This is a genomic window from Mycobacterium sp. 5-140-3-2, assembly GCF_035666375.1.
Lineage (GTDB): Bacteria > Actinomycetota > Actinomycetes > Mycobacteriales > Mycobacteriaceae > Mycobacterium > Mycobacterium intracellulare.
On record NZ_CP142025.1, the window covers coordinates 1161275 to 1184528 of the forward strand.

The window sequence follows — 23254 nt, forward strand, 5'->3', positions numbered from 1 at the left end:
CGATGTCCACCGAACAGTCCACACCCCCTGCCGCGCAGCAGGAAACGGTTTCCCCGCCGCGAACCAACAGGCGCGGCTGGGGCGGTTGGATCTCCGGCGCCGCACTGGCCGCCTTCGTGTTGTTCTTCATCGCGAACTGCCGGGTGGCCCTCGACCCGCGCGTGGCCAATCCGAACGTGCAGGGGCGGCCGCGCCCGGTGAAGTTCATGTTCGGGCTGGACTACATCGACTTCCTGGACTGGGCCACCGTGGTGGCGCTGATCGTGCTGTTGATCGTCTTCATCAGGGGCTGGCGCCGCAACCCCGGCAGCCCGGCGATGCTGATGTTCTTGTGCACCACGCTGATCGTGTGGCAGGACCCGATCATGAACTGGTCGCCGTTCGCGGTCTACAACCCCGATCTGGTGCACTGGCCGGAATCCTGGCCGCTGGTTTCGCTGTCGCCGACGGTCGAGCCGTTCGTGGTCTTCGGTTACGTGATGTTCTACTTCGGCCCCTACTTCCCGGCCGTCTGGCTGCTGCGCAAGCTGCAGGCGAAATACGGGCCCGCGAGCTATGCGTCGCGGCACCCGTTGGTGTGCCTGGGTCTGATCACCCTGGTGATCGGTTTCGTTTTCGACGCCTTCCTGGAGAACACCCTCGTCCACTGGGGCATGTACATCTACTCGCAGGTCATTCCTTGGGGATCGGTGTTCACCGGCACGACATTCCAGTTCCCGTTGATCTGGGAGTCGTTCTCGGTGTGCTTCGTGATGGTGCCGGCCGCGATCCTGTGTTACCGCGACGACACGGGTAAGTCGGTCGCGGAAAAGCTTGCTGCAAAGGCGAAGTTGTTCCCGGGGCGACCGGTGCTGGGCACGTTCCTGGTGATGTTCGTCATCATCAACGTGTCCTACTTCGCGTACGGCGGCTGGTTCTGGGTCATCAAGGTCAGCCATGCCGCCACCTCGGTGGCGTGCCCGTGGCCGTACCCCGAGGCCAAAGTCTATGACCCGCAAGGCTTCTACGAGAAGGCGGGCGCGCAGGGTCCGTTCTCGGTCGGCATCTGGTCGACGTGGGCGAGCGGGGAGCCCAACGGTCGACCCCACGTCGAGCCGCCGCCGCCGGGCGAAGGCCCGTGTGCGACTCCCCCGTCGGGCAACCATGGCTGAGCCGCGCACGGTCGTCATCACCGGCGCGTCGCGCGGGTTGGGGTTCGCCTCGGCGGTGCGGCTGTATCGGGAGGGGTGGCGGGTCGTCGCGGCCATGCGCACACCCGACCGGGGAATGCCGCTGCTGCGTCGGGCGATTCAGGACCGAGGGCTGTCGCCCGACGACGAACGGTTGATCGGTGTGCAGCTCGACCTGACGGACACCGCGTCGATCACCGCGGCGGCCAAGGCCATCGAAGAGGCCGTGGGTGCACCGTATGCGCTGGTGCACAACGCGGGCATCTCCGCCGCCGGAATGGTGGAGGAGACCGACATGGCGTTGTGGCAGCGCATGTTCGCCACCAGCGTCCTGGGGCCCGTCGCGCTCACCCAGGCCCTGCTGCCGTCGATGCGCGCGGCCGGTGCGGGCCGAATTGTGTTGGTGTCCAGCGCCGCTGGAGTGCGCGGTCAGCCCGCCACCGCGCCGTACTCGGCGGCCAAGGGGGCGCTGGAGCGGTGGGGGGAATCGATGGCGTGCGAGATCGCGCCCTTCGGACTCGGGGTCACCGTGGTGGTCGCCGGCACCTATGACACCGAGATCATCACCGACGCCGGCACCACCGACGATCGCAACTTCGAGGGCCCGTACGCCCGGCTGCACAACACCATGAACAGCCGCGGTCGCTTGGCGATGAAGATGGCCCGGCCACCGGAGCGCTTCACCGATGGCCTGCTCAGGGCGCTCGAGGACCGCGCGCCGTTTCGCCGCCGCGGCATCGGCCCGGACGCGTCGATCTTGCTGGCGGCCAACAGGATCCTGCCCGCCTCGGGCATGCACCACATGTCGCGGACCGTGCTGGGCATACCCAAACAGGGGTCGATGCGGGGCGGGGCGTGGCCGTTGACGACAAGTCAAAAGGCGATGGTCTTCGTCGCCCGCGTTCTTCCGCAGCCGGTACTGCAGCGCTTGGCCGCGGTAGCGGGGCGGTCCTCGTCGCAAAAGAATGCGGCAACGCAAGGGGATTAGAGGGGCAACCATGGAACAACTTTTCGACGATCTAGCGGATTTCGGCGCCTTCGACGACGCGATATCCGGCGACGTGCGCGACCCGTACACCGAATTGGCGCGGCTGCGCCACGAGGAACCGGTGCAGCGACTCGAGACCTCGGGAGCGCTTCCGCACGAGGAAGGGCTGCCCATGTTCATCGTGTATCGCCACGAGGACATCCAGCAGATGCTGCGCGACAACGAGACGTTCTCCTCGGCCGCGGTCATCGCCGCGTTCGGTCCCGTGCTGGGCGAGGGCGTAATGCTGGGCATGGACGAGCCGATCCACGGACGGTTGCGTTCCTTGGTATCGAAGGCGTTCTCGCAGAAGTCGTTGGCGCGCTGGCAGGACGAGTTGGTCGGCCGCGTGGCGAACGGCTTGATCGACAAGTTCGCACCCAACGGTAAGGCGGATCTGGTCAAGGAATTCACCTTCGACTACCCGAGCCAGATCATCGCGGGGTTGCTGGGCTTGCCGGAGAAGGATTACCCACAGTTTCAGCGGTGGTCGATTTCGCTGCTGAGCTGGCTGATGAACCCCGAACGCGGGCTTGCGGCCTCAGCCGCTCTGTGCGAGTACTTCGCGCCGATACTCGAGGCCCGCCGGGCCGACCCGAAGGACGACTTGATCAGCGCCCTAGGTGCGGCCGAGATCGACGGGGAGAAGCTCGCGGACGAGGAGATCTTCTCGTTCCTTCGGCTGCTGCTGCCAGCGGGCGTCGAGACGACCTACCGCGCACTCGGCAGCCTGCTCTTGGCGCTGTTGTCGGATCCGGCGCAGCTGGATGCCATCCGCGCGGATCGATCGCTGCTGCCCCAGGCGATCGAGGAGGGCGTGCGCTGGGAATCACCGCTGTTGACCATCACCCGGGTGGCGACCCGCGACACCGAACTGGGCGGCGTGGCGATTCCGGCCGGGGCGACGGTGATGCCGATGCTCGGTTCGGCGAACCGGCAAGAGGATCGCTACCCCGATCCGAACAAGTTCGACATCCACCGGGAGGCTCGGGCGCACCTGGGCTGGGGGCACGGCGTACACGTCTGCCTCGGCATGCACCTGGCGCGCCTCGAGATGCGCACCGCCATCAACCTGCTGCTCGACCGCCTGCCGAATCTTCGGCTGGACCCCGACGGGGACGACCCGCACATCCGCGGTCAGGTCTTCCGGTCACCGACGTCGGTTCCGGTGCTGTTCGATCCGCAGTAACCAGCCCGGCAGCGGTTGCAACTTGCCAATCGGCTAGGTTGCGGTAAGGCTCTCAGTAGCCCTTCAACGACCCAGAAGAGAGTGACAGATATGACTGAGGCTGTAAAGGTCCGCTTCGAGCCGAAGATGATGATCGACGGCAAGCTCGTTGACGGGCAGGCCGGCACCTTCACGAACATCAATCCGGCGACCGAAGAGTCGCTCGGGGAGGTGGCCGACGCCTCCAAGGAGGACATGCACCGGGCCATCGACGCCGCCCGGCGCGCCTTCGACGAGACCGACTGGTCCACCAACAAGGAGTTGCGCAAACGCTGCCTGCTACAGCTGCACGAGGCGATCGAATCGGAGAAGGAAGAACTGCGCGAGGAGCTGATCCTTGAGGTCGGCTCGCCGCGGGCCATCACGTTCGGCCCCCAGCTGGACGCCCCGCTGGAAGACGGGCTGAAGTATCCCGCCCGGTTGATCGACGAGTATGCGTGGGAGACCGACCTGGGCGACAAGGTCATCAGCCTCACCGGCACGCTAACCACCCGCAAGGTCTGGCGGGAGCCGGTGGGTGTGGTCGGGGCGATCGTGCCGTGGAACTTCCCGTTCGAGGTCACCCTCAACAAGCTCGGCCAGGCGCTGGGCACCGGCAACACGGTGGTGCTCAAGCCGGCGCCGAACACGCCGTTCAACGCCACCCGGCTCGGCCGGTTGATCGCCGAGAAGACCGACATCCCCGCCGGTGTGGTCAACGTCGTCACCGCGTCCGACCACTTCGTGGGCGAGGAGCTCACGCTGTCGCCGAAGGTCGACCTGATCTCCTTCACCGGTTCGACGGTCGTCGGCAAGCGGATCATGGAAAAGGGTGCGGCCACCATGAAGCGGCTGTTTTTGGAGCTCGGCGGCAAGTCGGCGACCATCGTCCTGGAGGACGCGGACTTCGGGACGGCGTGCATGGTCGGCATCGCGCCGTGCATGCACGCCGGTCAGGGGTGCGCCAACCCGACCCGGCTGTTGTTGCCACGGTCCCGGTACGACGAGGGCGTGGAGATCCTGAAGAACATCTACGAGAACGTGACATGCGGCGACCCGCAGGACCCCGCAACGCTGTGCGGGCCGGTGATCTCGCAACGCCAGTTCGAGCGCGTCACCGGCTACATCCAGAAGGGTGTCGACGAGGGCGCCACCGCGCTGGTCGGCGGCCCCGGCGCGGAAACCGGCTTTGATAAGGGATACTTCATCCGGCCGACGCTTTTCACCAACGTCGACAACAAGATGACCATCGCGCAGGAGGAGATCTTCGGCCCGGTACTCTCGGTCATCCCGTTCGATGACGAAGAGGACGCGATCCGGATCGCCAACGAGAGCGTGTACGGGCTGGCCGGCAACGTCTTCGCCGGTTCCCTCGAGCGTGCGCTGTCGGTCACACGCCGCATCAAGGCCGGCTTCATGGGCGTCAACGGTGGCGCCCCGTACGGGGCCGACACGCCGTTCGGTGGCTACAAGGAAAGCGGTGTGGGGCGCCAGAACGGTGTGGCCGGGTTCGACCAGTACACCGAGATCAAGTCGGTCGCATACCCTGCCGGGTAGATCACCTTTCGACGGATTGCCGCCAGGGTCGCGGTTTCGGGCTTAGGCACGGCCGTGGTGACAATCTCGTTGCGGTAACCCATGCGTGTGGACCGCGAATTCGTCTTCGCCGCCGTCGCCGACGAGCGGCGTCGCATCGCATGTCTGCTGGACGGATTGAGCCCCGCACAATTGGCCACGCCGAGCCTGTGTGCGGGTTGGGATGTCAAGACAGTCGCCGCTCATGCGGTCAGCAGTGCCACGGATGGCACCCCCACATTCCTGCGGCTCGCGCTGCGCCGTAGGAGCATGGCTCGCGCGATCGACGAATTGGCCCGCCGCCGTGGCGAATTGCCGGCCGCTGAGATCGTAGCCAGTCTGCGCGAGTGCGCGGATCGCCGGATCGATCCGCCACTATTCGGACCGCTGGACCCACTGGCGGATGTCTTGGTGCATAGCGCTGACATCCGGATCCCACTCGGACTGCCCTTCCAACCCGATCCGCAGCGAGCAGCATTGGCCATGGACTTCTTGACCGGCCGGTGGCCGTTCGGCTTCGTTCCCCTCGGGCGATTACGCGGAATCCGCCTGTGCGCCGGTGATATTGACTGGGCTTGGGGCAGCGGTGCGGAAATCCGCGGACCGGTCGCCGCTCTGATGCTGGCTGTCACCGGCCGCACTGCGCTCCTAGGCATGCTCGACGGGCCCGGCCTGCCGATACTTGTCTCGCGGTTGTCGGTGCAGTCCGGTGACCCTCGCCGCAAAGCTTGACCTAATATTTGTTCAGCCCTAGATTGGCAGGTGAAGTCGCGTCGCCCGGGTTCACGCTGGTGGTGCGGTTACCTGGATGCCTAGGAGTCCTGTTGAGTGATCTCGAATCGGTCGATTTCTTCACTGACCTATCCCTGATTCCTGACCCGTACCCCTACTTCGACGACCTGCGCGCGCGTTGCCCGGTGTTGGAGCGACCCGAGCAGGGCGTGATGGCGGTAACGGGACACTCCGAGGCGCTCGCGGTCTACAAAGATCCGGCGTTCTCGTCGTGCGTCTCGGTCGCTGGCCCGTTTGCGGGATTGCCTTTCGAGCCCGAAGGCGACGACATCGGTCACTTGATCGAACAATATCGCTCGCAGATCCCAATGAGCGAACACATCGTGACTCAAGACCCACCGGAGCACGCCCGGACGCGGGGTCTGCTCAGTCGCCTGCTAACGCCCAAGCGGCTCAAGGAAAATGAAGACTTCATGTGGCGACTCGCCGATCAGCAGCTCGACGAGTTCCTGTCACGCGGGAGTTGTGAATTCCTCGACGAGTACGCGCGACCGTTCTCCGGCCTGGTGATCGCCGACCTCCTGGGGGTTCCAGTCGAGGACCACGAAGAGTTTCGGGACGTGTTTTCCGGCAAGTTCTCCGGTGGGGTCGAGGACGACTCGATGACCCGCGCGCACAATCCGCTGGAATACCTCGACGAGAAGTTCACCACCCACATCACAGAACGACGCCGACAACCACGCGAAGACGTGTTGACCGAGCTGTCCCAGGCGAAGTATCCCGACGGCTCGATACCGGAAGTCATCGACGTGGTCCGGCTGGCGACGTTTCTGTTCGCGGCCGGCCAGGAAACCACGACCAAGCTACTCAGCTTTGGCGTCCGCATCCTCGCCGAGAACCCGGACTTGCAAAAGCTGCTCCGCGAAGACCGCAGCCGGATATCGAATTTCGTCGAAGAGACGCTGCGTATGGAAAGTCCGGTCAAATGCCACTTCCGGATGGCACGCACGACGACCTCGATCGGTGGCATCGACGTGCCGGCAGGGAGCACCGTGATGCTGCTGCCCGGTGCGAGCAACCGGGATGCACGAAAGTTCGAGCGACCCGATGCGTTTCTCATCGACCGGCCGAATGTGCGCGAGCATGTGGCCTTCGGTCGTGGCAATCATTCGTGCCCGGGCGCGCCGCTGGCCCGCGCCGAGGGACGGATCTCGCTGAATCGCATACTCGACCGGATGGCGGACATCACCATTGCGGAGGCGAAGCACGGGCCGACGGACGCCCGTCGTTACACCTACGACCCGACTTGGCAGATGCGAGGTCTGTCCGAGCTGCACCTCGAATTCACCCCGATTCCGTGAGTGTCCATGATTTCGGCGGGTGGGATCCCGGCTTCACCCAGCGCTTTCTCGCCGCGACGGAACCATTGGCGCGGCGCTGGTTTCGCTTCGAAGTGCGGGGGCTGGAATCGATGCCGCCTGAAGGCGGTGCCCTGGTCGTCGGCAACCACTCGGGCGGCATACTCACGCCCGACGTGCTGATCTTCGGCGCGGCGTTCTATCGCAAGTTTGGCTACAAGCGTCCGCTGTACACCCTCGGTCACGACGGGATGTTCGCAGGGCCGGTGGCGGGATGGCTGGCTCGCCTTGGCCTCATTCGTGCCAACTCGAAAAACGCCGCGCGGGCCCTTCGGGCCGGTGGTGTGGTGCTGGTGTTTCCGGGCGGGATTTACGACGCCTATCGACCGACGGTGGCGGAGAACGTCATCGATTTCAACGGCCGGACCGGATACGTCAGGGCGGCGATCGAGGCGCAGGTGCCGATCGTGCCGGTGGTCTCGATCGGCGGGCAGGAGGGGCAATTGTTCCTCACGCGGGGCACATGGCTGGCGAAGCGCCTTGGCCTGTCGCGCTGGCGATCCGACATTCTGCCCGTCACGGTGGGTTTGCCGTTCGGGCTGAGCATGATCATGCCGCCCAATCTGCCGCTGCCCACGAAAATCGTCAGCCAGGTCTTGGAACCGATCGATGTCGTCACCCAATTCGGGGACACGCCTGACGCCGTCGAGGTCGACGAGCACGTCCGCGCGGCGATGCAGCAGGCCCTGGACGGGCTGGCCCGCGAGCGGCGCTTCCCGGTTCTGGGGTAGGGCCAGTTCGACGGAACTGTGCTAGCCCGTCGACTTGACAGCGGCGGGCGGCATGGCGCTCTGCACGACGGCTATGTCATCGGGAAAGCCTGCAGCAGTTCGAATTTCGCAGAACGCGCTGACCATGGCGTCGGTGAGTTCATGGGTATCGCGCAGGGTGCGGTCGTCGGCGATTGCTGATACGTTGAGCTGATCGACGTAGCTCCATACGGTGATATTGATGGCGCAGGCGGTGATGAGCGGACCCGCCGAATATATCTCGCTGACCGGGGCGCCTGCGAAACGGCCGCGTTCACGAGGCCCCATCACATTGGAAATCGGGATGTTGAACAGCCTGTTTCGGGTGTTTCGCCGGGCCAGCCATCTGAACGCAAGCGGGGCTGCGGCGCCCGGCAGGTAGCTGATCAATCTGCCATACAGCTCGGGGCCGAACAGCTCGTTGTTCTCCTTGGCGATTGCAGTGCTGATCGTCGTCAGCCGCACCCGCTCTAGCGGATCGGCGATGTGCGTCGGCAGCGACACCGCCATGCCACCCAGCTCGTTGCCGCTGATCCGCTGTGGTGACCTGTCCGTCGTGGCCGGGACCGAAGCTACCAGTGGTTGGTCCGCCGTGCCGTCATAGCGCAAGAGCAGTTCGCGCAACGCGCCCGCGGCGATTGCCATTACCATGTCGTTGATGGTGATCTGCAACTGTTTACCCGTCTCTTTAACCTGAGCCAAAGATAGGGTGGCGGTGGCGAAAGTCCTTGCAGGAGAGACCTTGTGGTTGATGAACGTCGGCGGCGCATGCAAGATGCGGGCAAGGTCCGGCTGCCTACTGCGCTGCCGTGCGCGTCGTCGCAGCCGTCGCGTCGCGGCGAGCGCCTCGGTGAGCACCCCGGGTAACCCGGCGGCCTGCCGGGCGTGATCCTCCGCGGCGGCGCGCAGCAGCTGCGCGGTTGAGGGCGTAGCGCACGTTGTGTCAGTGTCGCGGTCGTCCTGCACTGGACCGGGCAAGTCCATGATCCTGGCCAGCAGATTGGCGGAGGCGACGCCGTCGGCCAAGGCGTGGTGAATCTTGCCGATGATCGCGAATTTGTGATCGGCCATGCCTTCGGCGAAGTGGAACTCCCACAATGGACGGTCGCGATCCAGTGGAATACTGGCGATCTGCCCGATCACCTCGTCAAGCTCGCGGCGCCCACCCGGGGCGGGCACCGCAACGCGCCGCACATGATAGTCCATGTCGACGTCGCAGTTTTGCAGCCACATCGGATGATGCAACCGCCATGGGATTTCGATCAGCTTGTAGCGCAACGGATCCAGCCGATGCAAGCGCCGACGCAGCGTGTGCCGGAACAGGTCGAAGCTCAGCTCACCGTCAAAGTCGGCGGCATCGACGATTGCGATCTTCATCGTGTGCGTGTGCAGGTTCGGCGTCTCGCTGTACAACAGCATCGCGTCCATACCGTTGAGCCGCTTCACTCGACCATTATTGCCCCGCACCGCCTGCGATGAGAACAAAATTCTGGTTCGTGGGCGTTGACGTCGGCGGCTGGCCTAAAACCAACCCCCGGCCCTCGCCCTCCCAACCCCTTGGTTGACAATCGAGGCAAGACTCACTCGTTTTTCGAAGTCCACGTGTCAAAGGAGACAAGACCATGGCTGAAGCCGTCATCGTCGAGGCAGTGCGTTCACCGATCGGGAAGCGCAACGGCGGATTGTCCGGGGTGCACCCGGCGGATCTGTCCGCGCAGGTGCTCAACGGCCTGGTGGACAAGGCCGGCGTCGACCCGGGCATCGTCGACGACGTCATCTGGGGCTGCGTCATGCAGGCCGGGGAGCAGGCTCTCGACATCGGCCGCACCGCGCTGCTGACCGCCGGGTGGCCCGAGACCGTCCCCGGCGTGACCGTCGACCGTCAGTGCGGGTCGAGCCAGCAGTCGATCCACTTCGCGGCCGCCGGGGTGATCGCCGGGCACTACGACGTCGTCGTCGCCGGCGGCGTCGAGTCGATGTCGCGCACCCCGATGGGGGCGTCGCTGGCCAACGGCGGGCGGCCGTACTCGCAGGCGTTCCTGGACCGCTACCAGGGCCAGATCCCCAACCAGGGCATCGGGGCGGAAATGATCGCCGAGAAGTGGGGCTTCGACCGCACGGCGCTCGACGAGTTCTCGTTGGCCTCGCACGAAAAGGCCGCGGCCGCACAGGATTCCGGTGCCTTCGACGATCAGATTGTCGGCATCAAGGATCAGGACGGCAATGTGGTCCTCAAGGACGAGGGCATCCGCCGCGGCACGCCGATGGAGAAGATGGCCTCGCTGAAGCCGGCGTTCAAGGAGGACGGCGTGATCCACGCCGGCAACTCGTCGCAGATCTCCGACGGTTCGGCGGCGCTGCTTTTCATGTCGGCCGAGAAGGCCAAGGAGCTGGGCCTCAAGCCGATCGCCAAGGTGCACACCGCTTCGCTAGCCGGGGCCGACCCGGTGATCATGCTGACCGCCCCCATCCCGGCGACGCAGAAGGTGCTGAAGAAATCGGGGCTGTCCATCGACGACATCGGCGCCTACGAGGTCAACGAGGCGTTCGCGCCGGTCCCGCTGGCGTGGCTCAAGGACATCGGCGCCGACGAGAAGAAGCTCAACCCCAACGGCGGCGCCATCGCGCTGGGCCACCCGCTCGGCGGATCCGGCGCCCGGATCATGACCACCCTGCTGTATCACATGCGGGACAAGGGAATTCGCTACGGTCTGCAGACCATGTGCGAGGGTGGCGGCCAGGCCAACGCCACCATCGTGGAACTGTTGTGACCCAGGAGCCGGGCGCCCTGGCCGAACGCCGGGGCAACGTGATGGTGATAACCATCAACCGGCCGGAGGCCCGCAACGCGGTCAACGCCGCGGTCAGCATCGGTGTCGGGGATGCGCTGGAAGCGGCGCAACACGACCCCGAGGTGCGGGCGGTGGTGCTCACCGGCGCGGGCGACAAGTCGTTCTGCGCCGGTGCCGACCTCAAGGCGATCGCGCGCCGCGAAAACCTGTATCACCCCGACCATCCCGAATGGGGCTTCGCCGGCTACGTGCACCACTTCATCGACAAGCCGACCATCGCGGCGGTGAACGGGACCGCGTTGGGCGGCGGCACCGAGCTGGCGTTGGCCAGTGACCTGGTGGTGGCCGACGAGCGGGCCCAGTTCGGGCTCCCCGAGGTCAAGCGTGGGCTGATCGCCGCCGCCGGTGGCGTTTTCCGCATCGCGCAGCAGCTGCCGCGCAAGGTGGCGATGCAACTGCTGCTGACCGGCGAGCCGCTCACCGCGGCCGCCGCTTGCGAGTGGGGGCTGATCAACGAGGTCGCCCCGCAGGGCTCGGTGCTGGACGCAGCGCTGGCGCTGGCGGCGCGGGTCACCGTCAACGCGCCGCTGTCGGTGCAGGCCAGCAAGCGGGTCGCCTACGGCGTCGACGACGGGGTCGTCGTCGGCGACGAGCCGGGTTGGGACCGCACCGTGCGCGAGATGCGGGTTTTGCTCAAATCCGAGGACGCCAAGGAGGGGCCGCTGGCGTTCGCCGAGAAGCGGGAGCCGGTCTGGAAGGCGCGGTAACGCGCTGCTAGGCGGGCTAGTGCGCCAGGACGTTCACCCCGCGGCGGAACACCCCCGGTAGCAGCGTGCACGCCGGCACGACGGCGCGGCGCACCGCGGGCGGCGTGCTGGCCAGCACCAGCCCGCGGGTGAGCAGCCGGTAGTCGCGGGTGATCCGGTGCCAGGCCTGCTCGTAGGACGCGGGCGCCTCGGCGGCGATGGCATCGACGGCCGCGGCGGCCTGCTTGAGTGCCAGACTGATGCCCTCGCCGGTCAGGGCGTCCTCGTAACCGGCGGCGTCGCCGACCAGCAGGACGCGGCCCGCGACGCGCCGCGAGACCACCTGGCGGAGCGGGCCGCAGCCGCGCGGCTGCCCGCGGCTCGCGCCCTCCAGCTGCCGGGCCAGCCGCGGAAACCAGGCCAGGTCGGGCCGCCCGCGGGACAGAATCGCCACCCCGACCAGGTCGGGCTCAACCGGCGTCACGTACGCCTCGCCCCAGCGCGACCAGTGCACCTCGACGAAATCGGTCCACGCCGGCACCCGGTAGTGCCAACGCACGCCGTAGCGTCGCGGCGTTCCCGCCGTCGTCGCGATGCCGACGTCCCGCCGGACCTGTGAATGCAGGCCGTCGGCCGCCACCAACCATTTCGCGCGCACCCCCGCGGCCGAGACGCCGTGCGCGTCCTGCCGGACACCGGTCACCCGCGCTCGGATCCAGTCGGTGTCTTGCTCTTTGGCGCGCGCGGCCAGCGCCGCGTGCAGCGTGGTGCGACGCACGCCGCGCCCCGGCCCGCCGCGAAACCGCGCCTGGGCCCGCCGCCGTTCGCTCACATAGGCGATGCCATGGAACGGCATGCCGGCCGGGTCGACGCCCAGCGCGGTGAGCTCGGCCAGGCCGCCGGGCATCAGCCCCTCACCGCACGCCTTGTCGATGGGGCTCTCGCGCGGCTCGGCCACGATCACCGAAAGTCCAAGGCGTCGAGCGTGTAACGCCGTGGCCAGGCCGCCGGGGCCGCCGCCGACGATCAGCAGGTCCGCGTCGTAATCGCTCATGTGTAACCCAGAGCCGAGTTCTCCACCCGCAGCCGCACCCCGAGCAACGCGGCGTTGGCCAGCGTGAAGATGGCCGCGGTCAGCCACGCCGTGTGCACCAGCGGCAATGCCAACCCCTCAGCCACCACTGCAACATAGTTCGGATGGTGCAGCCAGCGGTAGGGACCCCGTCGCACCAGCGGGGCCTGCGGCAGCACGATCACCCGGGTGTTCCACCGCCGCCCCAGCGTCGCGATGCACCACCAGCGCAGCGCCTGGCTGGCCGCCACCACCGCCAGCATCGGCCAGCCCAGCCACGGAATGAACGGCCGGTGCAGCGCCCACGGTTCGACGAGGCAACCGACCAGCAGCCCGGTGTGGATGACCACCATCACCGGATAGTGCGATCGGCCAAATTCTTTGGCGCCCTGGGTAAACGACCATCGCGCGTTGCGGGTGGACACCACCAGCTCGGCGACGCGCTCGACCCCGACGGCCAGCACCAGCAGGTAATACATGGCTACAGTCTTTACCAGCGCTACCAGGCCAGCAGCACCAGTTCGGAGCAGAACGCCGGCCCCATCGCGATCATCAGGCCGATCGAGCCCGGCGCCGGCGGATCGGCCATGTTGGCCGCGAGCACGTCGAGCACCGAGACCGACGACAGATTGCCGTTCTCGCGCAACGACTTTCGGGTGCGGTCCAGGGCGTCCGCGGGCAGGTCCAACACGTGCTCGACGGCCTCGATCACCCGCGGGCCGCCCGGGTGGCACACCCAGGTCGTCACGTCGCGGGGGCGCAAACCGTAGTCGGCGAGGAAATCGCGGACGTCGTCGCCCAGGTATTTCTCGGCGATGGTGGCGATGTCGGCGGACAGCACGATGCGGAATCCGTCGCCGCCGATCTTCCAGCCCATGACGTCTTCGGTGTCGGGATAGATCCGGCTGCGGGTGGCCAGCACCCGGGGTCCGGTGTGTTCGGCGCCGGTGCGTTGGGCGCCCTCGCTGATCACCACGGCCGCGCCGTCGCCGAAGAGGCTGGTGGCGACCAGGTTGGCGACGGACGTGTCGTCGCGCTGGATGGTCAGCGAGCACAGTTCGACCGCGAGCAGCGCGGCCGTGTGGTCGGGGAAGGCACGTAAATAGTCGTGCATGCGCGCCACCCCGGCCGCGCCGGCGACGCAGCCCAGCCCGAACAGCGGGACGCGTTTGACGTCGGGCCGCAGCCCGACCCGCGTCGCCAAGCGCGCCTCCAGCGTCGGCACGGCGAGCCCGGTGACCGTCGTGGAAAACACGATGTCGAGCTCCGACGGCTTGACCTTGGCCTCGTCCAGGGCCGCCACCAGCGCCTGCTCGCCGAGCTCGAGCGCGACGTCGAGGTAGGCGTCGTTGGCCTCGGTGAAGCCGCTCAGCTCGCGGTAGCGGGGCAGCCGCAAGGCGGTGTTGCGGAACTCGACCCCGCTGCTGCCGCCGAACCGGCGGAAATCGGGGCCGGCGATGTCGGTCAGCGCGCGGATGGCCTCGTGTTGGGTGTAGCGATTGGGCGGGAACTTCACCGCCACGCCGGCGATGGACGGATATTTCACCGCGGTGTCCGCGGCGCCCCCAGTGAACTTCTTCATGCCCCCGGTCACGGTGCCGGTGCCGCACCGGTTCAAATTCGTCTTTGCGTCGCGCGGGCCACGGGCCAGATCGTCGGGCTAGGGTCGGGGTATGCGGGTTCTGGTCACCGGTGCCACCGGCTATGTGGGATCACGGCTGGTCACGGCGCTGCTGGAAAACCGGCACCAGGTGGTGGCCGCCACGCGAAACCCGTTGCGGCTCAAGCGCTTCGGCTGGTTCGACGACATCACACCGGTGACCCTCGACGCCGCCGACCCGGAGTCGCTGCGGGCGGCCTTCGCCGGCTGCGACCCCATTGACGTGGTGTATTACCTGGTGCACGCCATCGGTCAGCCCGGTTTCCGCGACGCGGACAAGTCCGCGGCCGCCAACCTCGCGACCGCGGCCCGCGACGCGGGGGTGCGCCGCATCGTCTACCTGGGCGGCTTCGTGCCCGCCGACGAGGCGTTATCCGAGCACCTGACCAGCCGGGCCGAGGTGGCCGAGGCGCTCGCTGTCCCCGACGGCCCGGAGCTGGTGTGGCTTGGCGCGGCGATGATCATCGGCGCCGGCTCGACGTCGTTCGAGATGATGCGCTACGTGGGGGACCGCTTCCCGGTCATCCCGATCCCGAGCTGGATGGACAACCCGATCGACCCGATCTCGATCCGCGACGTCCTGCACTATCTCGTCGCCGCGGCCGATCGTGACCGGGTGCCTGCGGGGGCCTACGACATCTCGGGGCCCGACACCACCTCCTACCGGCGGCTGCTGAAGACCTACGCCCGTATTTCCGGGCGCTGGCACACCGGCTTGCCGGTCGGCAGGGTCGACACGGGGCTGGCCTCGCTGATCACCGGCGTCGCCCTGCCGGTGCCCCCGGGCCTGGCTGGGGACCTGGTCGAGTCGCTGGACCACCCGATGGTGGCGTCGGTCAGCGACCTGCGCGACCGGGTACCCGATCCGCCCGGCGGCCTGCTCGGGATCGACGACGCCATCGCGCTGGCGCTGCGCGGCCTCTCCAATCAGCGGCCGCGCCCGGTCAACGCCCTGGCCGATCCGCACGACCTCGCCAACACCGACGCCGCCTGGGCCGGTGGCGACGCGCGGCGCCTCCGCCAACTCGCCCAGCGCGTCACACCGTCCATCGCGCGGCCGACCCTGGGGCTGGTGAACAGGGTCCCCGGTCCGGTTGCCGGAGCGCTTCGCACCGGCCTCGACATTTTGATCGCCCTGACCCCGAAGGTGCGTCCCGCATGAGCCAGTCAACGGCCCCCTACCACAGCAGCGTCTTCGCCGAGTTGCGGCGCGCGATCACCAATGTTGCTGTGCCCCATCATGAATCGCCGTCCGTCGTGCGGCGGCGCCGCGTCATCGTCGCGATCACGCTGGTGGTCGGCGCGGCGGTGCTGGGGTATTCGTTGCGGCGCCATCCGGGGGAGGCCAGCTTCTACTGGCTGACGCTGGCGCTCGCGGCGGTGTGGACCGCGGGCGCGTTGGTCTCCGGCCCGCTGCACCTGGGCGGCATCTGCTGGCGGGGCCGCAACCAGCGGCCGGTCATCACCGGGACGACCGTCGGCCTGCTCGTCGCTGGCGCGTTCGTGGTGGGTGGGCTGATCGCCCGAGAGATCCCGGCCGTCTCCGACCTGATCACCCGGGTCCTGCTCTTCGCCCATCAGGGGTCCTTCCTGCTGGTCGTGCTGATCACCGTCATCAACGGCGTCGCCGAGGAGCTGTTCTTCCGCGGCGCGCTTTACACCGCGCTGGGCCGCTATCACCCGGTGCTGATCTCCACGCTGCTCTACACCGCCGCCACCATGGCCAGCGGCAACCCCATGCTGGGATTCGCCGCGATCATCCTCGGGACGGTGTGCGCGCTGGAGCGCCGGGCCAGCGGCGGCGTGCTGGCGCCGGTGCTGACCCACGTCGGCTGGGGGCTGATCATGGTGCTGGTCCTGCCGCCGATGTTCGGGGTCTGAGTCACCCCGGCGTGACGACCTCGCGCGCCAGGCCCCGCAGCGCCGCGACGCGCAACGGCCACACCGTGCGCCGGTACATCCGGCCGAGGACGCCGCGCGGCACGAAGATCAGCCGTTGCGTGTACCGGCTGGCGCCGCCGTCGTGCGGCCGCGTCGTGATCTCCAGCCAGGCCCGGCCCACTCGACTCGGCGTGGAGTGCAGCCGCAGGCCGACGCCGGGATCGCTTTCCTCGACCGTCCAGCCGCTAAGCGGTAGGCGTCGCTGCCACCGGCGGGCGGTTGCCGCGGCGCGGGCCGCCGACCACACGTCACCGGGTGCGGCGCCGGCGATCGCGGTCCGCACGTCGGTGTAGACGATCTCACCGGCCCAGTCGGGGTCGCTGGGCAACGGCTCGGCCGGCTCGGACCGCAGCGAGGACCAGCTGGTCTCGGGGACGCCGCGGGCGGCTCGCCGCAGCGCCAACTCGACCGCGCGGCGGTATCCGGTGAGCCCGCCCGGCGGCGGGGCGATGATGTCGTCGATGTCGGAATCACGGGTCACCGCATCGCATTCCAGCGACTCGACCAGCGGCCGGGCCAGGCCGGACGGGATCGGGGTCACCAGACCCACCCACAGGCTGGCGATCGCCGGGGTGAGAAACGGCAGCACGAACAGGTAGCGGTTGCCCAGCCCGGCGACCTCGGCGTAGACGCGCATCATGTCGCCGTACTCCAACACGTCGGGGCCACCGATGTCCCAGGTCCGCGACTTCGGGACCGGGGTGGTCGCCGCGGCGGCCAGGTAGTGCAGCACGTCGCGCACCGCGATCGGCTGGATCCGGTTGTGCACCCACTTCGGTGTGGTCATCACCGGCAACCGGTCGGTGAGGTGCCGGATCATCTCGAACGACGCCGACCCCGACCCGATGACCACCCCGGCCTGCAGCACCACGGTCTCGACGCCGGAGTCGATGAGGGCCTCGCCGACGGCCTTGCGCGACGCGAGATGCGGTGAGAGATCAGCGTTTTCGGGATGCAAGCCACTGAGGTAGACGATCCGGCGCACCCCGGTGCGCCGGGCGGCCGTCACGACATTGCGGGCGGCGCGGGTCTCCTCGGCGGCGAAGTCCTTCGACGTTCCCATCGAGTGGACCAGGTAGTACACCACGTCGATCCCGTCGCAGGCGGCGATGAGCGAATCGACGTCACCGAGGTCGCCGCGCGCGACCTCCGCCCCTTGCCGCCACGGCACCTCGGCCAGCTTGTCCGGGTTGCGCGCCAAGGCCCGAACGTGATGTCCCGCGTCCAGCAGCCGGGGCACCAGGCGCCCGCCGATGTAGCCGGTCGCTCCGGTCACCAGGCACCGCACCTGTTCGGGCATCGATTCTCCGCTCGTCAGCCGTCGTTCTCCTGACGAGAGGGTTACCGCATCGGCGCGGGCTCAAGCGTCGCGGCGGGTGGGCGCGACGGCCGTCAGCGGTCGGTGAAGTTGGGCGTGCGGCGCTGTTGGAAGGCCGTGGCGCCCTCGACGAAGTCGGGGGACTTCAGCAGCACCGACTGCCCGTCGAACTCCCGCTGCAGGGCTGGATCCAGTTCGGTGAGCGTGGCCGCGTTGATCGCCAGCTTGGTCTTGGCGAAGGCGACGGTTGGGCCGCCCAACAACCGTGCGATCACCTTGTCCACCTCGGCCTCGAAGTCGTCGGCCGGATAGACCGCGGTGACCAGCCCCCAGGACAACGCGTCGGCGGCGGTCAACCGTTCGGGCAGCAAGGCCATCTGCATGGCCCGGATCCGCCCGATCGCGGCCGCGATCAACGCCGACGCGCCGCCGTCGGGCATCAAGCCGATCTTGGTGAAGGCGAGCATGAAAAACGCGCTCTCCGAAGCCAATACGACGTCACAGGCCAGGGCGATGGAAACGCCCACCCCGGCGGCGGGGCCCTGGACGACCGCGACCACCGGGTGGGGCAGCGCGGCGATCGCGCGCACCAGCCGGTTGATCTCGAGGATGATCTCGTCCGGCGGGACGCCGCCCCCGTCGGACACGTCGTCGGCGCTGATGCCCGCACCGGAGCTGAAGCCGCGTCCGGCGCCGCCGAGCCGCACCACCTTGACCTCGGGGTCGGTCGCCGCGTACTCCATCGCGTCGGCGATCCCGGTGATCACCGGAATGGTCAGGGAATTCAGGCTGTCGGGCCGGTTGATGGTCACCGAGAACACGCCGCCGGACAGCGTGACGTCGAGGCCGGCGACGGGGGCGAGGGTGGCGATCGCGGATGAAGGCATGGGCTCACCATAAGTGACCGGGCTGCGCGGGCCACGGGCACGGCTGCGAAGATGTCGAACGACCGGTTGTTTGAGCACGAACGGTCGGAGTCGTCAGAGCGGACGAAAGGTCGGTGGATCATGGCTGGACCGTTGAAGGGGTTGCGTGTCGTCGAGTTGGCCGGCATCGGGCCGGGCCCACACGCCGCGATGATCCTGGGGGATCTGGGTGCCGACGTGGTGCGCATCGATCGTCCCTCCTCGGGCCCCGGGGGTGTCGCCAAGGACGCCATGATGCGCAACCGCCGCGTGGTGACCGCCGATCTGAAGTCCGACGAAGGCCGCGGTCTCGTCCTCAAACTGATCGCCAAGGCCGATGTGCTGATCGAGGGCTACCGCCCAGGCGTCACCGAGCGGCTCGGCCTCGGCCCCGAGGACTGCGCGAAGGTCAACGACCGCCTCGTCTACGCGCGGATGACCGGCTGGGGTCAGACCGGCCCGCGCAGCCAGCAGGCCGGCCACGACATCAACTACATCTCGCTCAACGGCATCCTGCACTCCATCGGCCGGGTGAACGAACGGCCCGTCCCGCCGCTGAACCTCGTCGGGGACTTCGGCGGCGGCTCGATGTTCCTGCTGCTGGGCATCCTGTCGGCGCTGTGGGAGCGGCAGACGTCCGGCAAGGGGCAGGTCGTCGACGCGGCGATGGTGGACGGCTCGAGCGTGCTGGTCCAGATGATGTGGCAGATGCGCTCGTCGGGCATGTGGACCGACGCGCGCGGCACCAACCTGCTCGACGGCGGCGCCCCGTATTACGACACCTACGAATGCGCCGACGGGCGCTGCGTCGCGGTCGGCGCCATCGAGCCGCAGTTCTACGCCGCCATGCTCGCCGGGCTGGGGCTGGACGGCGCGGACCTGCCCGGGCAGAACGACGTCGGCCGCTGGCCGGAACTGCGGGCGGTGCTGACCGAGAAATTCGCCAGCCAGGACCGCGACCACTGGGCCAAGGTGTTCGCCGACTCCGACGCGTGCGTGACGCCGGTGCTGGCCTTCGGCGAGGTGCAGACCGAGCCGCACATCACCGAGCGGGACACCTTCTACGAGGTCGACGGCGGCCTGCAGCCGCGGCCGGCGCCAAGGTTCTCCCGCACGGCGCCCGAGACACCGCGCCCCGCGACGCCGGTGGCCGACGCCGAAGCCGTACTCAACGACTGGGTATAGTCCCAACCAACCAGTTGGCTGGAATCCAGGAAATCAGGGAAGGACTCGCATGGAGATCAAAGACGCCGTCGCCGTCGTCACCGGGGGCGCCTCAGGGCTGGGCCTGGCCACCACCAAGCGGCTACTCGACCGGGGCGCCCAGGTGGTGGTGATCGACCTGCGTGGCGAGGACGCCGTCCGCGAGCTGGGCGAGCGCGCCCGCTTCGTCGAGGCCGACGTCACCGACGAGGCCGCCGTCGGCAAGGCCTTGGACGCCGCGGAGTCGATGGGCACGCTGCGCATCAACGTCAACTGCGCCGGCATCGGCAACGCCATCAAGACGCTGTCCAAGGACGGCCCGTTCCCGCTGGACGGGTTCAAGAAGGTCATCGGCGTCAACCTGATCGGCACCTTCAACGTGCTGCGACTGGCCGCCGAGCGCATCGCCAGGACCGAGCCGCTCGGTGAGGAACGGGGCGTCATCATCAACACCGCCTCCGTCGCGGCGTTCGAGGGCCAGATCGGCCAGGCCGCCTACTCGGCATCCAAGGGCGGCGTGGTCGGCATGACGCTGCCGATCGCCCGCGACCTCTCGCGCGAGCTCATCCGCGTGGTGACCATCGCGCCCGGGCTGTTCAAGACCCCGCTTTTGGGTTCGCTGCCCGAGGAGGCGCAGGCCTCGCTGGGCAAGCAGGTGCCGCACCCGGCCCGGCTGGGCGACCCCGACGAGTACGGCGCGCTGGCCGTGCACATCGTCGAGAACCCGATGCTCAACGGCGAGGTCATCCGCCTGGACGGCGCCATTCGCATGGCGCCGCGCTAGGCGCGTGCCGCCGTCGGACAAAACGAAAGCCCCCCGCGTCGGCGGGGGGCTTTCGTGATGACCACGATCGATGGTTACTTGCGGAACCACCGACTGACGGAGGGTTCGGCCATTAACAGCCGTGCGAGCATGCTCATGGTCTGCCTCAGCTCGCCGCTTGCAGTTCGTCGAACTGCTCCGAGGTCTCGCCTTCCACCAGCACGTCGCCGTGGTAGAGGGCCTCGAAGTCGACCTTGATGACGTCGGCACTTGTGTCGTCGATCCACATGACACTGAGCGTATGGGCCACCCTTAAGGAAACTTTGAGTCACGATTCGGAAAATGGTGGCAATTTACCCGCGGGTAGGGTGGCCGTCATTTCCGCTGGGATTTGCGCCCTGAGCTGCTTATTTGCGACACAATTTTCTGGCCGGACTCTTACCGTTCTACCGGTTTAAAAAATGCGGCGTTGAACGATCCACCCGCCCGCCTGCGTGCTTAAGGACAACACTGTTCGACGCGTGGACATTAGCGTTTGTTACGTTGTCGCGGACTAGCCAGCCGCCAGCGCAACGGGGCACCGGCAGCGGAAGGGCTCACAATGCTGCAGAAAATCGCCCGAGTCGCTATCGCGGCGCCGCGCCGGATCATCGCGATCGGGGTGCTGGTTTTCATCGCCGCCGCCGTCTTCGGCGTTCCCGTCGCCAAGAGCTTGTCTCCCGGCGGCTTCCAGGATCCGGACTCGGAGTCCGCCCGCGCCATCGCCGTGTTGACCGACAAGTTCGGGCAGAGCGGTCAGCAGATGCTGATCCTGGTGACGGCCCCCGGCGGCACCAACAGCGAACAGGCCCGCGCGGTGGGCACCGACCTCGTCCACCAACTCCAAGGGTCCCCGCTGGTCTACAACGTGTCCTCGCCGTGGACCGGCGCGGCCCCAGCCGATCTCGTGAGCCGCGACGGCAAGTCGGGCCTCATCGTGGTCAACCTCAAAGGCGGCGAAAACTTCGTCCAGAACAACGCGCAGACCCTGTCGGACCAGTTCGTCCACGACCGCGACGGGGTGACCGTCCGCGCCGGCGGCGCGGCCATGCAGTACGCCCAGATCAACAAGCAGAACCAGGACGACCTGCTGGTGATGGAAATGATCGCGCTGCCGCTGAGCTTCGTGGTGCTGATCTGGGTGTTCGGTGGGCTGCTGGCCGCCGCGTTGCCGATGGCGCTGGGCGCGCTGGCCGTCGTCGGCTCGATGTCGGTGTTGCGGCTGATCACTTTCACCACCGAGGTGTCGATCTTCGCCCTCAACCTCAGCACCGCCCTGGGCCTGGCCCTGGCCATCGACTACACGCTGCTCATCGTCAGCCGCTACCGCGACGAACTGGCCGAGGGCCACGACCGCGACCAGGCGCTGATCCGGACGATGGCCACCTCCGGCCGCACGGTGCTGTTCTCCGCGGTCACCGTGGCGCTGTCGATGTCGGCGACGGTGGCCTTCCCGATGTACTTCCTCAAGTCGTTCGCCTACGCCGGGGTGGCCACGGTCGCCTTCGTCGCCACCGCCTCGATCGTGATCACCCCCGCCGCGATCGTGCTGTTGGGCGACCGGCTGGACGCGTTCAATGTGCGCCGGTTCTTGCGGCGGATGCTGCGGCGACCCGAGCCGGCGCCAAAGCCCGTCGAGCAACTGTTCTGGTATCGGTCGAGCAAGTTCGTGATGCGCCGCTGGGCGCCGGTCGGCCTGGCCGTCGTCGGCCTGCTCCTGCTGCTCGGGCTGCCGTTCTTCTCGGTGAAGTGGGGGTTCCCCGACGACCGGGTGCTGCCGCGCTCGGCGTCGGCGCACCAGGTCGGCGACCGGTTGCGCAACGACTTCGCCGACGATTCCGCGACGTCGGTGCCCGTCGTCGTCCCCGATGCCTCCGGCCTGAATCCCGGGGATTTCGACAGCTACGCCGCCGCGCTCTCACGCGTGCCCGACGTGGCGGCCGTGTCCGCGCCCGGGGGCACCTTCACGGGCGGAAATCGGGTGGGGCCACCGGCCGGGGCGACCGGGCTGGCCCAGGGCAGCGCCTTTTTGACCGTCAGCAGCACGGCGCCGCTGTTCTCCGCGGCGAACGACGCCCAGCTCGCACGGTTGCACGACGTCCCCGGACCGGCCGGGCGGGCCGTCGAGATGGGCGGGGTGGCGCAGGTCAACCGCGACAGCGTCGACGCCGTGACCGAACGGCTTCCGCTCGTCCTCGGGCTGATGGCCGCGATCACCTTCGTGCTGCTGTTCCTGCTCACCGGCAGCGTGCTGCTGCCGATCAAGGCGCTCGCGTGCAACTTCCTGTCGTTGACGGCGGCGTTCGGCGCGCTGGTGTGGATCTTCCAGGACGGCCATCTCGGTGCGCTGGGCACCACGCCGAGCGGGACATTGGTCGCCAACATGCCGGTGCTGCTGTTCTGCATCGCCTTCGGGCTGTCGATGGATTACGAGGTCTTCCTGCTCTCCCGGATCCGCGAATACTGGCTGGCGTCCGGCGCCGCCCGGCCCGCCCGGCCCACCCCGAAGCAGGCCCACGCCGCCAACGACGAGAGCGTGGCCCTCGGCGTCGCCCGCACCGGTCGGGTCATCACCGCGGCCGCGTTGGTGATGTCGATGTCGTTCGCCGCGCTGATCGCCGCGCACGTCTCGTTCATGCGGATGTTCGGTCTGGGCCTGGTGCTGGCCGTCTTCGCCGACGCCACCCTGGTGCGGATGGTGGTCGTCCCGGCCTTCATGCACGTGATGGGCCGCTGGAACTGGTGGGCGCCCCGGCCCCTGGCGTGGCTGCACGATCGGTTCGGGATCAGCGAAGGCGTCGACCCCGCGCCCCGCCCGCCCACCCCCGAGCCCGTCGCCGGGGCGGCGCTCGCGGAGCCGGTGCCCAATATCGGTTAACGTCCGGCCTGTCCCGGCGCCGAACCCTATTCTGGGCGTCATCCGAGTCGGAAGGTTCAC

Annotated in this window: 21 protein-coding genes; 14 read left to right on the plus strand and 7 right to left on the minus strand. The window is 68.0% G+C overall.

Features of this window, described 5'->3' with window-relative positions; all coding sequences use genetic code 11:
• The first annotated feature begins 2 nt into the window (after nucleotides 1-2).
• From P6281_RS05790 to P6281_RS05820, 7 genes are all read left to right on the plus strand, one after another.
• Nucleotides 3-1151, plus strand: a complete 1149-nt coding sequence (locus tag P6281_RS05790; RefSeq protein WP_029385560.1) for a spirocyclase AveC family protein — start codon at nucleotides 3-5, stop codon at nucleotides 1149-1151.
• Nucleotides 1144-2157 carry an SDR family oxidoreductase gene (locus P6281_RS05795; RefSeq protein ID WP_202349736.1) on the plus strand — a complete coding sequence of 338 codons (1014 nt, stop codon included), beginning with the start codon at nucleotides 1144-1146 and terminating at the stop codon, nucleotides 2155-2157. The genes P6281_RS05790 and P6281_RS05795 overlap by 8 nt, the downstream gene beginning before the upstream one ends.
• 10 nt (nucleotides 2158-2167) lie before the next feature.
• Nucleotides 2168-3385: a cytochrome P450 gene (locus P6281_RS05800; RefSeq protein WP_014941423.1), complete on the plus strand. Its 1218-nt coding sequence runs from the start codon at nucleotides 2168-2170 to the stop codon at nucleotides 3383-3385.
• A 90-nt stretch (nucleotides 3386-3475) separates the two neighbouring features.
• Nucleotides 3476-4960, plus strand: coding sequence for an aldehyde dehydrogenase family protein (locus tag P6281_RS05805; protein WP_014381987.1), 1485 nt, complete (start codon nucleotides 3476-3478; stop codon nucleotides 4958-4960).
• An 87-nt stretch (nucleotides 4961-5047) separates the two neighbouring features.
• Nucleotides 5048-5710, plus strand: a complete 663-nt coding sequence (locus tag P6281_RS05810; RefSeq protein WP_014381988.1) for a maleylpyruvate isomerase family mycothiol-dependent enzyme — start codon at nucleotides 5048-5050, stop codon at nucleotides 5708-5710.
• Between the two features lie 92 nt (nucleotides 5711-5802).
• Nucleotides 5803-7071, plus strand: coding sequence for a cytochrome P450 (locus P6281_RS05815; RefSeq protein WP_020188677.1), 1269 nt, complete (start codon nucleotides 5803-5805; stop codon nucleotides 7069-7071).
• Nucleotides 7068-7859 carry a lysophospholipid acyltransferase family protein gene (locus P6281_RS05820; RefSeq protein WP_014381990.1) on the plus strand — a complete coding sequence of 264 codons (792 nt, stop codon included), beginning with the start codon at nucleotides 7068-7070 and terminating at the stop codon, nucleotides 7857-7859. Before P6281_RS05815 ends, P6281_RS05820 begins: the two co-directional genes overlap by 4 nt.
• A gap of 21 nt (nucleotides 7860-7880) precedes the next feature.
• Here the strand turns inward: P6281_RS05820 and P6281_RS05825 are convergent, their stop codons facing one another.
• Nucleotides 7881-9323, minus strand: a complete 1443-nt coding sequence (locus tag P6281_RS05825; protein ID WP_014381991.1) for a WS/DGAT/MGAT family O-acyltransferase — start codon at nucleotides 9321-9323, stop codon at nucleotides 7881-7883.
• A 176-nt stretch (nucleotides 9324-9499) separates the two neighbouring features.
• On the opposite strand from P6281_RS05825, the gene P6281_RS05830 reads away from it, so the two are divergent.
• Nucleotides 9500-10648, plus strand: a complete 1149-nt coding sequence (locus P6281_RS05830; protein WP_008254449.1) for a thiolase family protein — start codon at nucleotides 9500-9502, stop codon at nucleotides 10646-10648.
• Nucleotides 10645-11436 carry a crotonase/enoyl-CoA hydratase family protein gene (locus tag P6281_RS05835; protein ID WP_009957567.1) on the plus strand — a complete coding sequence of 264 codons (792 nt, stop codon included), beginning with the start codon at nucleotides 10645-10647 and terminating at the stop codon, nucleotides 11434-11436. The genes P6281_RS05830 and P6281_RS05835 overlap by 4 nt, the downstream gene beginning before the upstream one ends.
• Nucleotides 11437-11452: 16 nt before the next feature.
• Here the strand turns inward: P6281_RS05835 and P6281_RS05840 are convergent, their stop codons facing one another.
• Genes P6281_RS05840 through P6281_RS05850 form a run of 3 tightly spaced genes read right to left on the minus strand, consistent with a single transcriptional unit; the run spans nucleotide 11453 to nucleotide 14069 of the window.
• Entirely contained in the window at nucleotides 11453-12469 is a 1017-nt protein-coding gene (locus P6281_RS05840; protein ID WP_324738646.1) for an NAD(P)/FAD-dependent oxidoreductase, read from the minus strand.
• The gene (locus tag P6281_RS05845) at nucleotides 12466-12966 is read right to left on the minus strand and encodes an isoprenylcysteine carboxyl methyltransferase family protein (protein ID WP_014379405.1); all 501 of its coding nucleotides are present in this window, start codon (nucleotides 12964-12966) and stop codon (nucleotides 12466-12468) included. The genes P6281_RS05840 and P6281_RS05845 overlap by 4 nt, the downstream gene beginning before the upstream one ends.
• A 20-nt stretch (nucleotides 12967-12986) precedes the next feature.
• On the minus strand, nucleotides 12987-14069 hold the full coding sequence (locus tag P6281_RS05850) for a type III polyketide synthase (protein ID WP_043955624.1): 1083 nt from the start codon (nucleotides 14067-14069) through the stop codon (nucleotides 12987-12989).
• A gap of 91 nt (nucleotides 14070-14160) precedes the next feature.
• On the opposite strand from P6281_RS05850, the gene P6281_RS05855 reads away from it, so the two are divergent.
• Together P6281_RS05855 and P6281_RS05860 are read left to right on the plus strand one after the other, a co-directional pair.
• The gene (locus P6281_RS05855) at nucleotides 14161-15309 is read left to right on the plus strand and encodes an NAD(P)H-binding protein (RefSeq protein ID WP_014384025.1); all 1149 of its coding nucleotides are present in this window, start codon (nucleotides 14161-14163) and stop codon (nucleotides 15307-15309) included.
• Complete coding sequence (locus P6281_RS05860) at nucleotides 15306-16028, plus strand: CPBP family intramembrane glutamic endopeptidase (protein ID WP_014381995.1); 723 nt, start codon at nucleotides 15306-15308, stop codon at nucleotides 16026-16028. Before P6281_RS05855 ends, P6281_RS05860 begins: the two co-directional genes overlap by 4 nt.
• 1 nt (nucleotide 16029) lies before the next feature.
• Here the strand turns inward: P6281_RS05860 and P6281_RS05865 are convergent, their stop codons facing one another.
• Nucleotides 16030-17388: an NAD(P)H-binding protein gene (locus P6281_RS05865; protein WP_036458332.1), complete on the minus strand. Its 1359-nt coding sequence runs from the start codon at nucleotides 17386-17388 to the stop codon at nucleotides 16030-16032.
• Between the two features lie 92 nt (nucleotides 17389-17480).
• Nucleotides 17481-18293, minus strand: coding sequence for an enoyl-CoA hydratase (locus P6281_RS05870; RefSeq protein WP_009954649.1), 813 nt, complete (start codon nucleotides 18291-18293; stop codon nucleotides 17481-17483).
• A gap of 120 nt (nucleotides 18294-18413) precedes the next feature.
• Between P6281_RS05870 and P6281_RS05875 the strand changes: the two genes are divergently transcribed.
• A complete protein-coding gene (locus P6281_RS05875; RefSeq protein WP_041785413.1) occupies nucleotides 18414-19496 on the plus strand; it encodes a CaiB/BaiF CoA transferase family protein in 1083 nt (360 codons plus the stop codon).
• Between the two features lie 49 nt (nucleotides 19497-19545).
• On the plus strand, nucleotides 19546-20298 hold the full coding sequence (locus P6281_RS05880; protein ID WP_324738647.1) for a 3-hydroxyacyl-CoA dehydrogenase: 753 nt from the start codon (nucleotides 19546-19548) through the stop codon (nucleotides 20296-20298).
• 145 nt (nucleotides 20299-20443) lie between these two features.
• Here P6281_RS05880 and P6281_RS05885 read toward each other — a convergent pair whose 3' ends face one another.
• Nucleotides 20444-20566, minus strand: a complete 123-nt coding sequence (locus P6281_RS05885; RefSeq protein ID WP_003878506.1) for a hypothetical protein — start codon at nucleotides 20564-20566, stop codon at nucleotides 20444-20446.
• Between the two features lie 312 nt (nucleotides 20567-20878).
• On the opposite strand from P6281_RS05885, the gene P6281_RS05890 reads away from it, so the two are divergent.
• Nucleotides 20879-23194, plus strand: a complete 2316-nt coding sequence (locus P6281_RS05890) for an MMPL family transporter (RefSeq protein WP_014384029.1) — start codon at nucleotides 20879-20881, stop codon at nucleotides 23192-23194.
• Nucleotides 23195-23254 lie beyond the last annotated feature (60 nt).

Coding starts and splice junctions, on each gene's coding strand:
- P6281_RS05790 (WP_029385560.1), top strand. CDS start 3: ATGTCCACCGAACAGTCCACACCCCCTGCCGCGCAGCAGGAAACGGTT.
- P6281_RS05795 (WP_202349736.1), top strand. CDS start 1,144: ATGGCTGAGCCGCGCACGGTCGTCATCACCGGCGCGTCGCGCGGGTTG.
- P6281_RS05800 (WP_014941423.1), top strand. CDS start 2,168: ATGGAACAACTTTTCGACGATCTAGCGGATTTCGGCGCCTTCGACGAC.
- P6281_RS05805 (WP_014381987.1), top strand. CDS start 3,476: ATGACTGAGGCTGTAAAGGTCCGCTTCGAGCCGAAGATGATGATCGAC.
- P6281_RS05830 (WP_008254449.1), top strand. CDS start 9,500: ATGGCTGAAGCCGTCATCGTCGAGGCAGTGCGTTCACCGATCGGGAAG.
- P6281_RS05840 (WP_324738646.1), bottom strand. CDS start 12,469: ATGAGCGATTACGACGCGGACCTGCTGATCGTCGGCGGCGGCCCCGGC.
- P6281_RS05845 (WP_014379405.1), bottom strand. CDS start 12,966: ATGTATTACCTGCTGGTGCTGGCCGTCGGGGTCGAGCGCGTCGCCGAG.
- P6281_RS05850 (WP_043955624.1), bottom strand. CDS start 14,069: ATGAAGAAGTTCACTGGGGGCGCCGCGGACACCGCGGTGAAATATCCG.
- P6281_RS05855 (WP_014384025.1), top strand. CDS start 14,161: ATGCGGGTTCTGGTCACCGGTGCCACCGGCTATGTGGGATCACGGCTG.
- P6281_RS05860 (WP_014381995.1), top strand. CDS start 15,306: ATGAGCCAGTCAACGGCCCCCTACCACAGCAGCGTCTTCGCCGAGTTG.
- P6281_RS05865 (WP_036458332.1), bottom strand. CDS start 17,388: ATGCCCGAACAGGTGCGGTGCCTGGTGACCGGAGCGACCGGCTACATC.
- P6281_RS05870 (WP_009954649.1), bottom strand. CDS start 18,293: ATGCCTTCATCCGCGATCGCCACCCTCGCCCCCGTCGCCGGCCTCGAC.
- P6281_RS05875 (WP_041785413.1), top strand. CDS start 18,414: ATGGCTGGACCGTTGAAGGGGTTGCGTGTCGTCGAGTTGGCCGGCATC.
- P6281_RS05880 (WP_324738647.1), top strand. CDS start 19,546: ATGGAGATCAAAGACGCCGTCGCCGTCGTCACCGGGGGCGCCTCAGGG.
- P6281_RS05885 (WP_003878506.1), bottom strand. CDS start 20,566: ATGTGGATCGACGACACAAGTGCCGACGTCATCAAGGTCGACTTCGAG.
- P6281_RS05890 (WP_014384029.1), top strand. CDS start 20,879: ATGCTGCAGAAAATCGCCCGAGTCGCTATCGCGGCGCCGCGCCGGATC.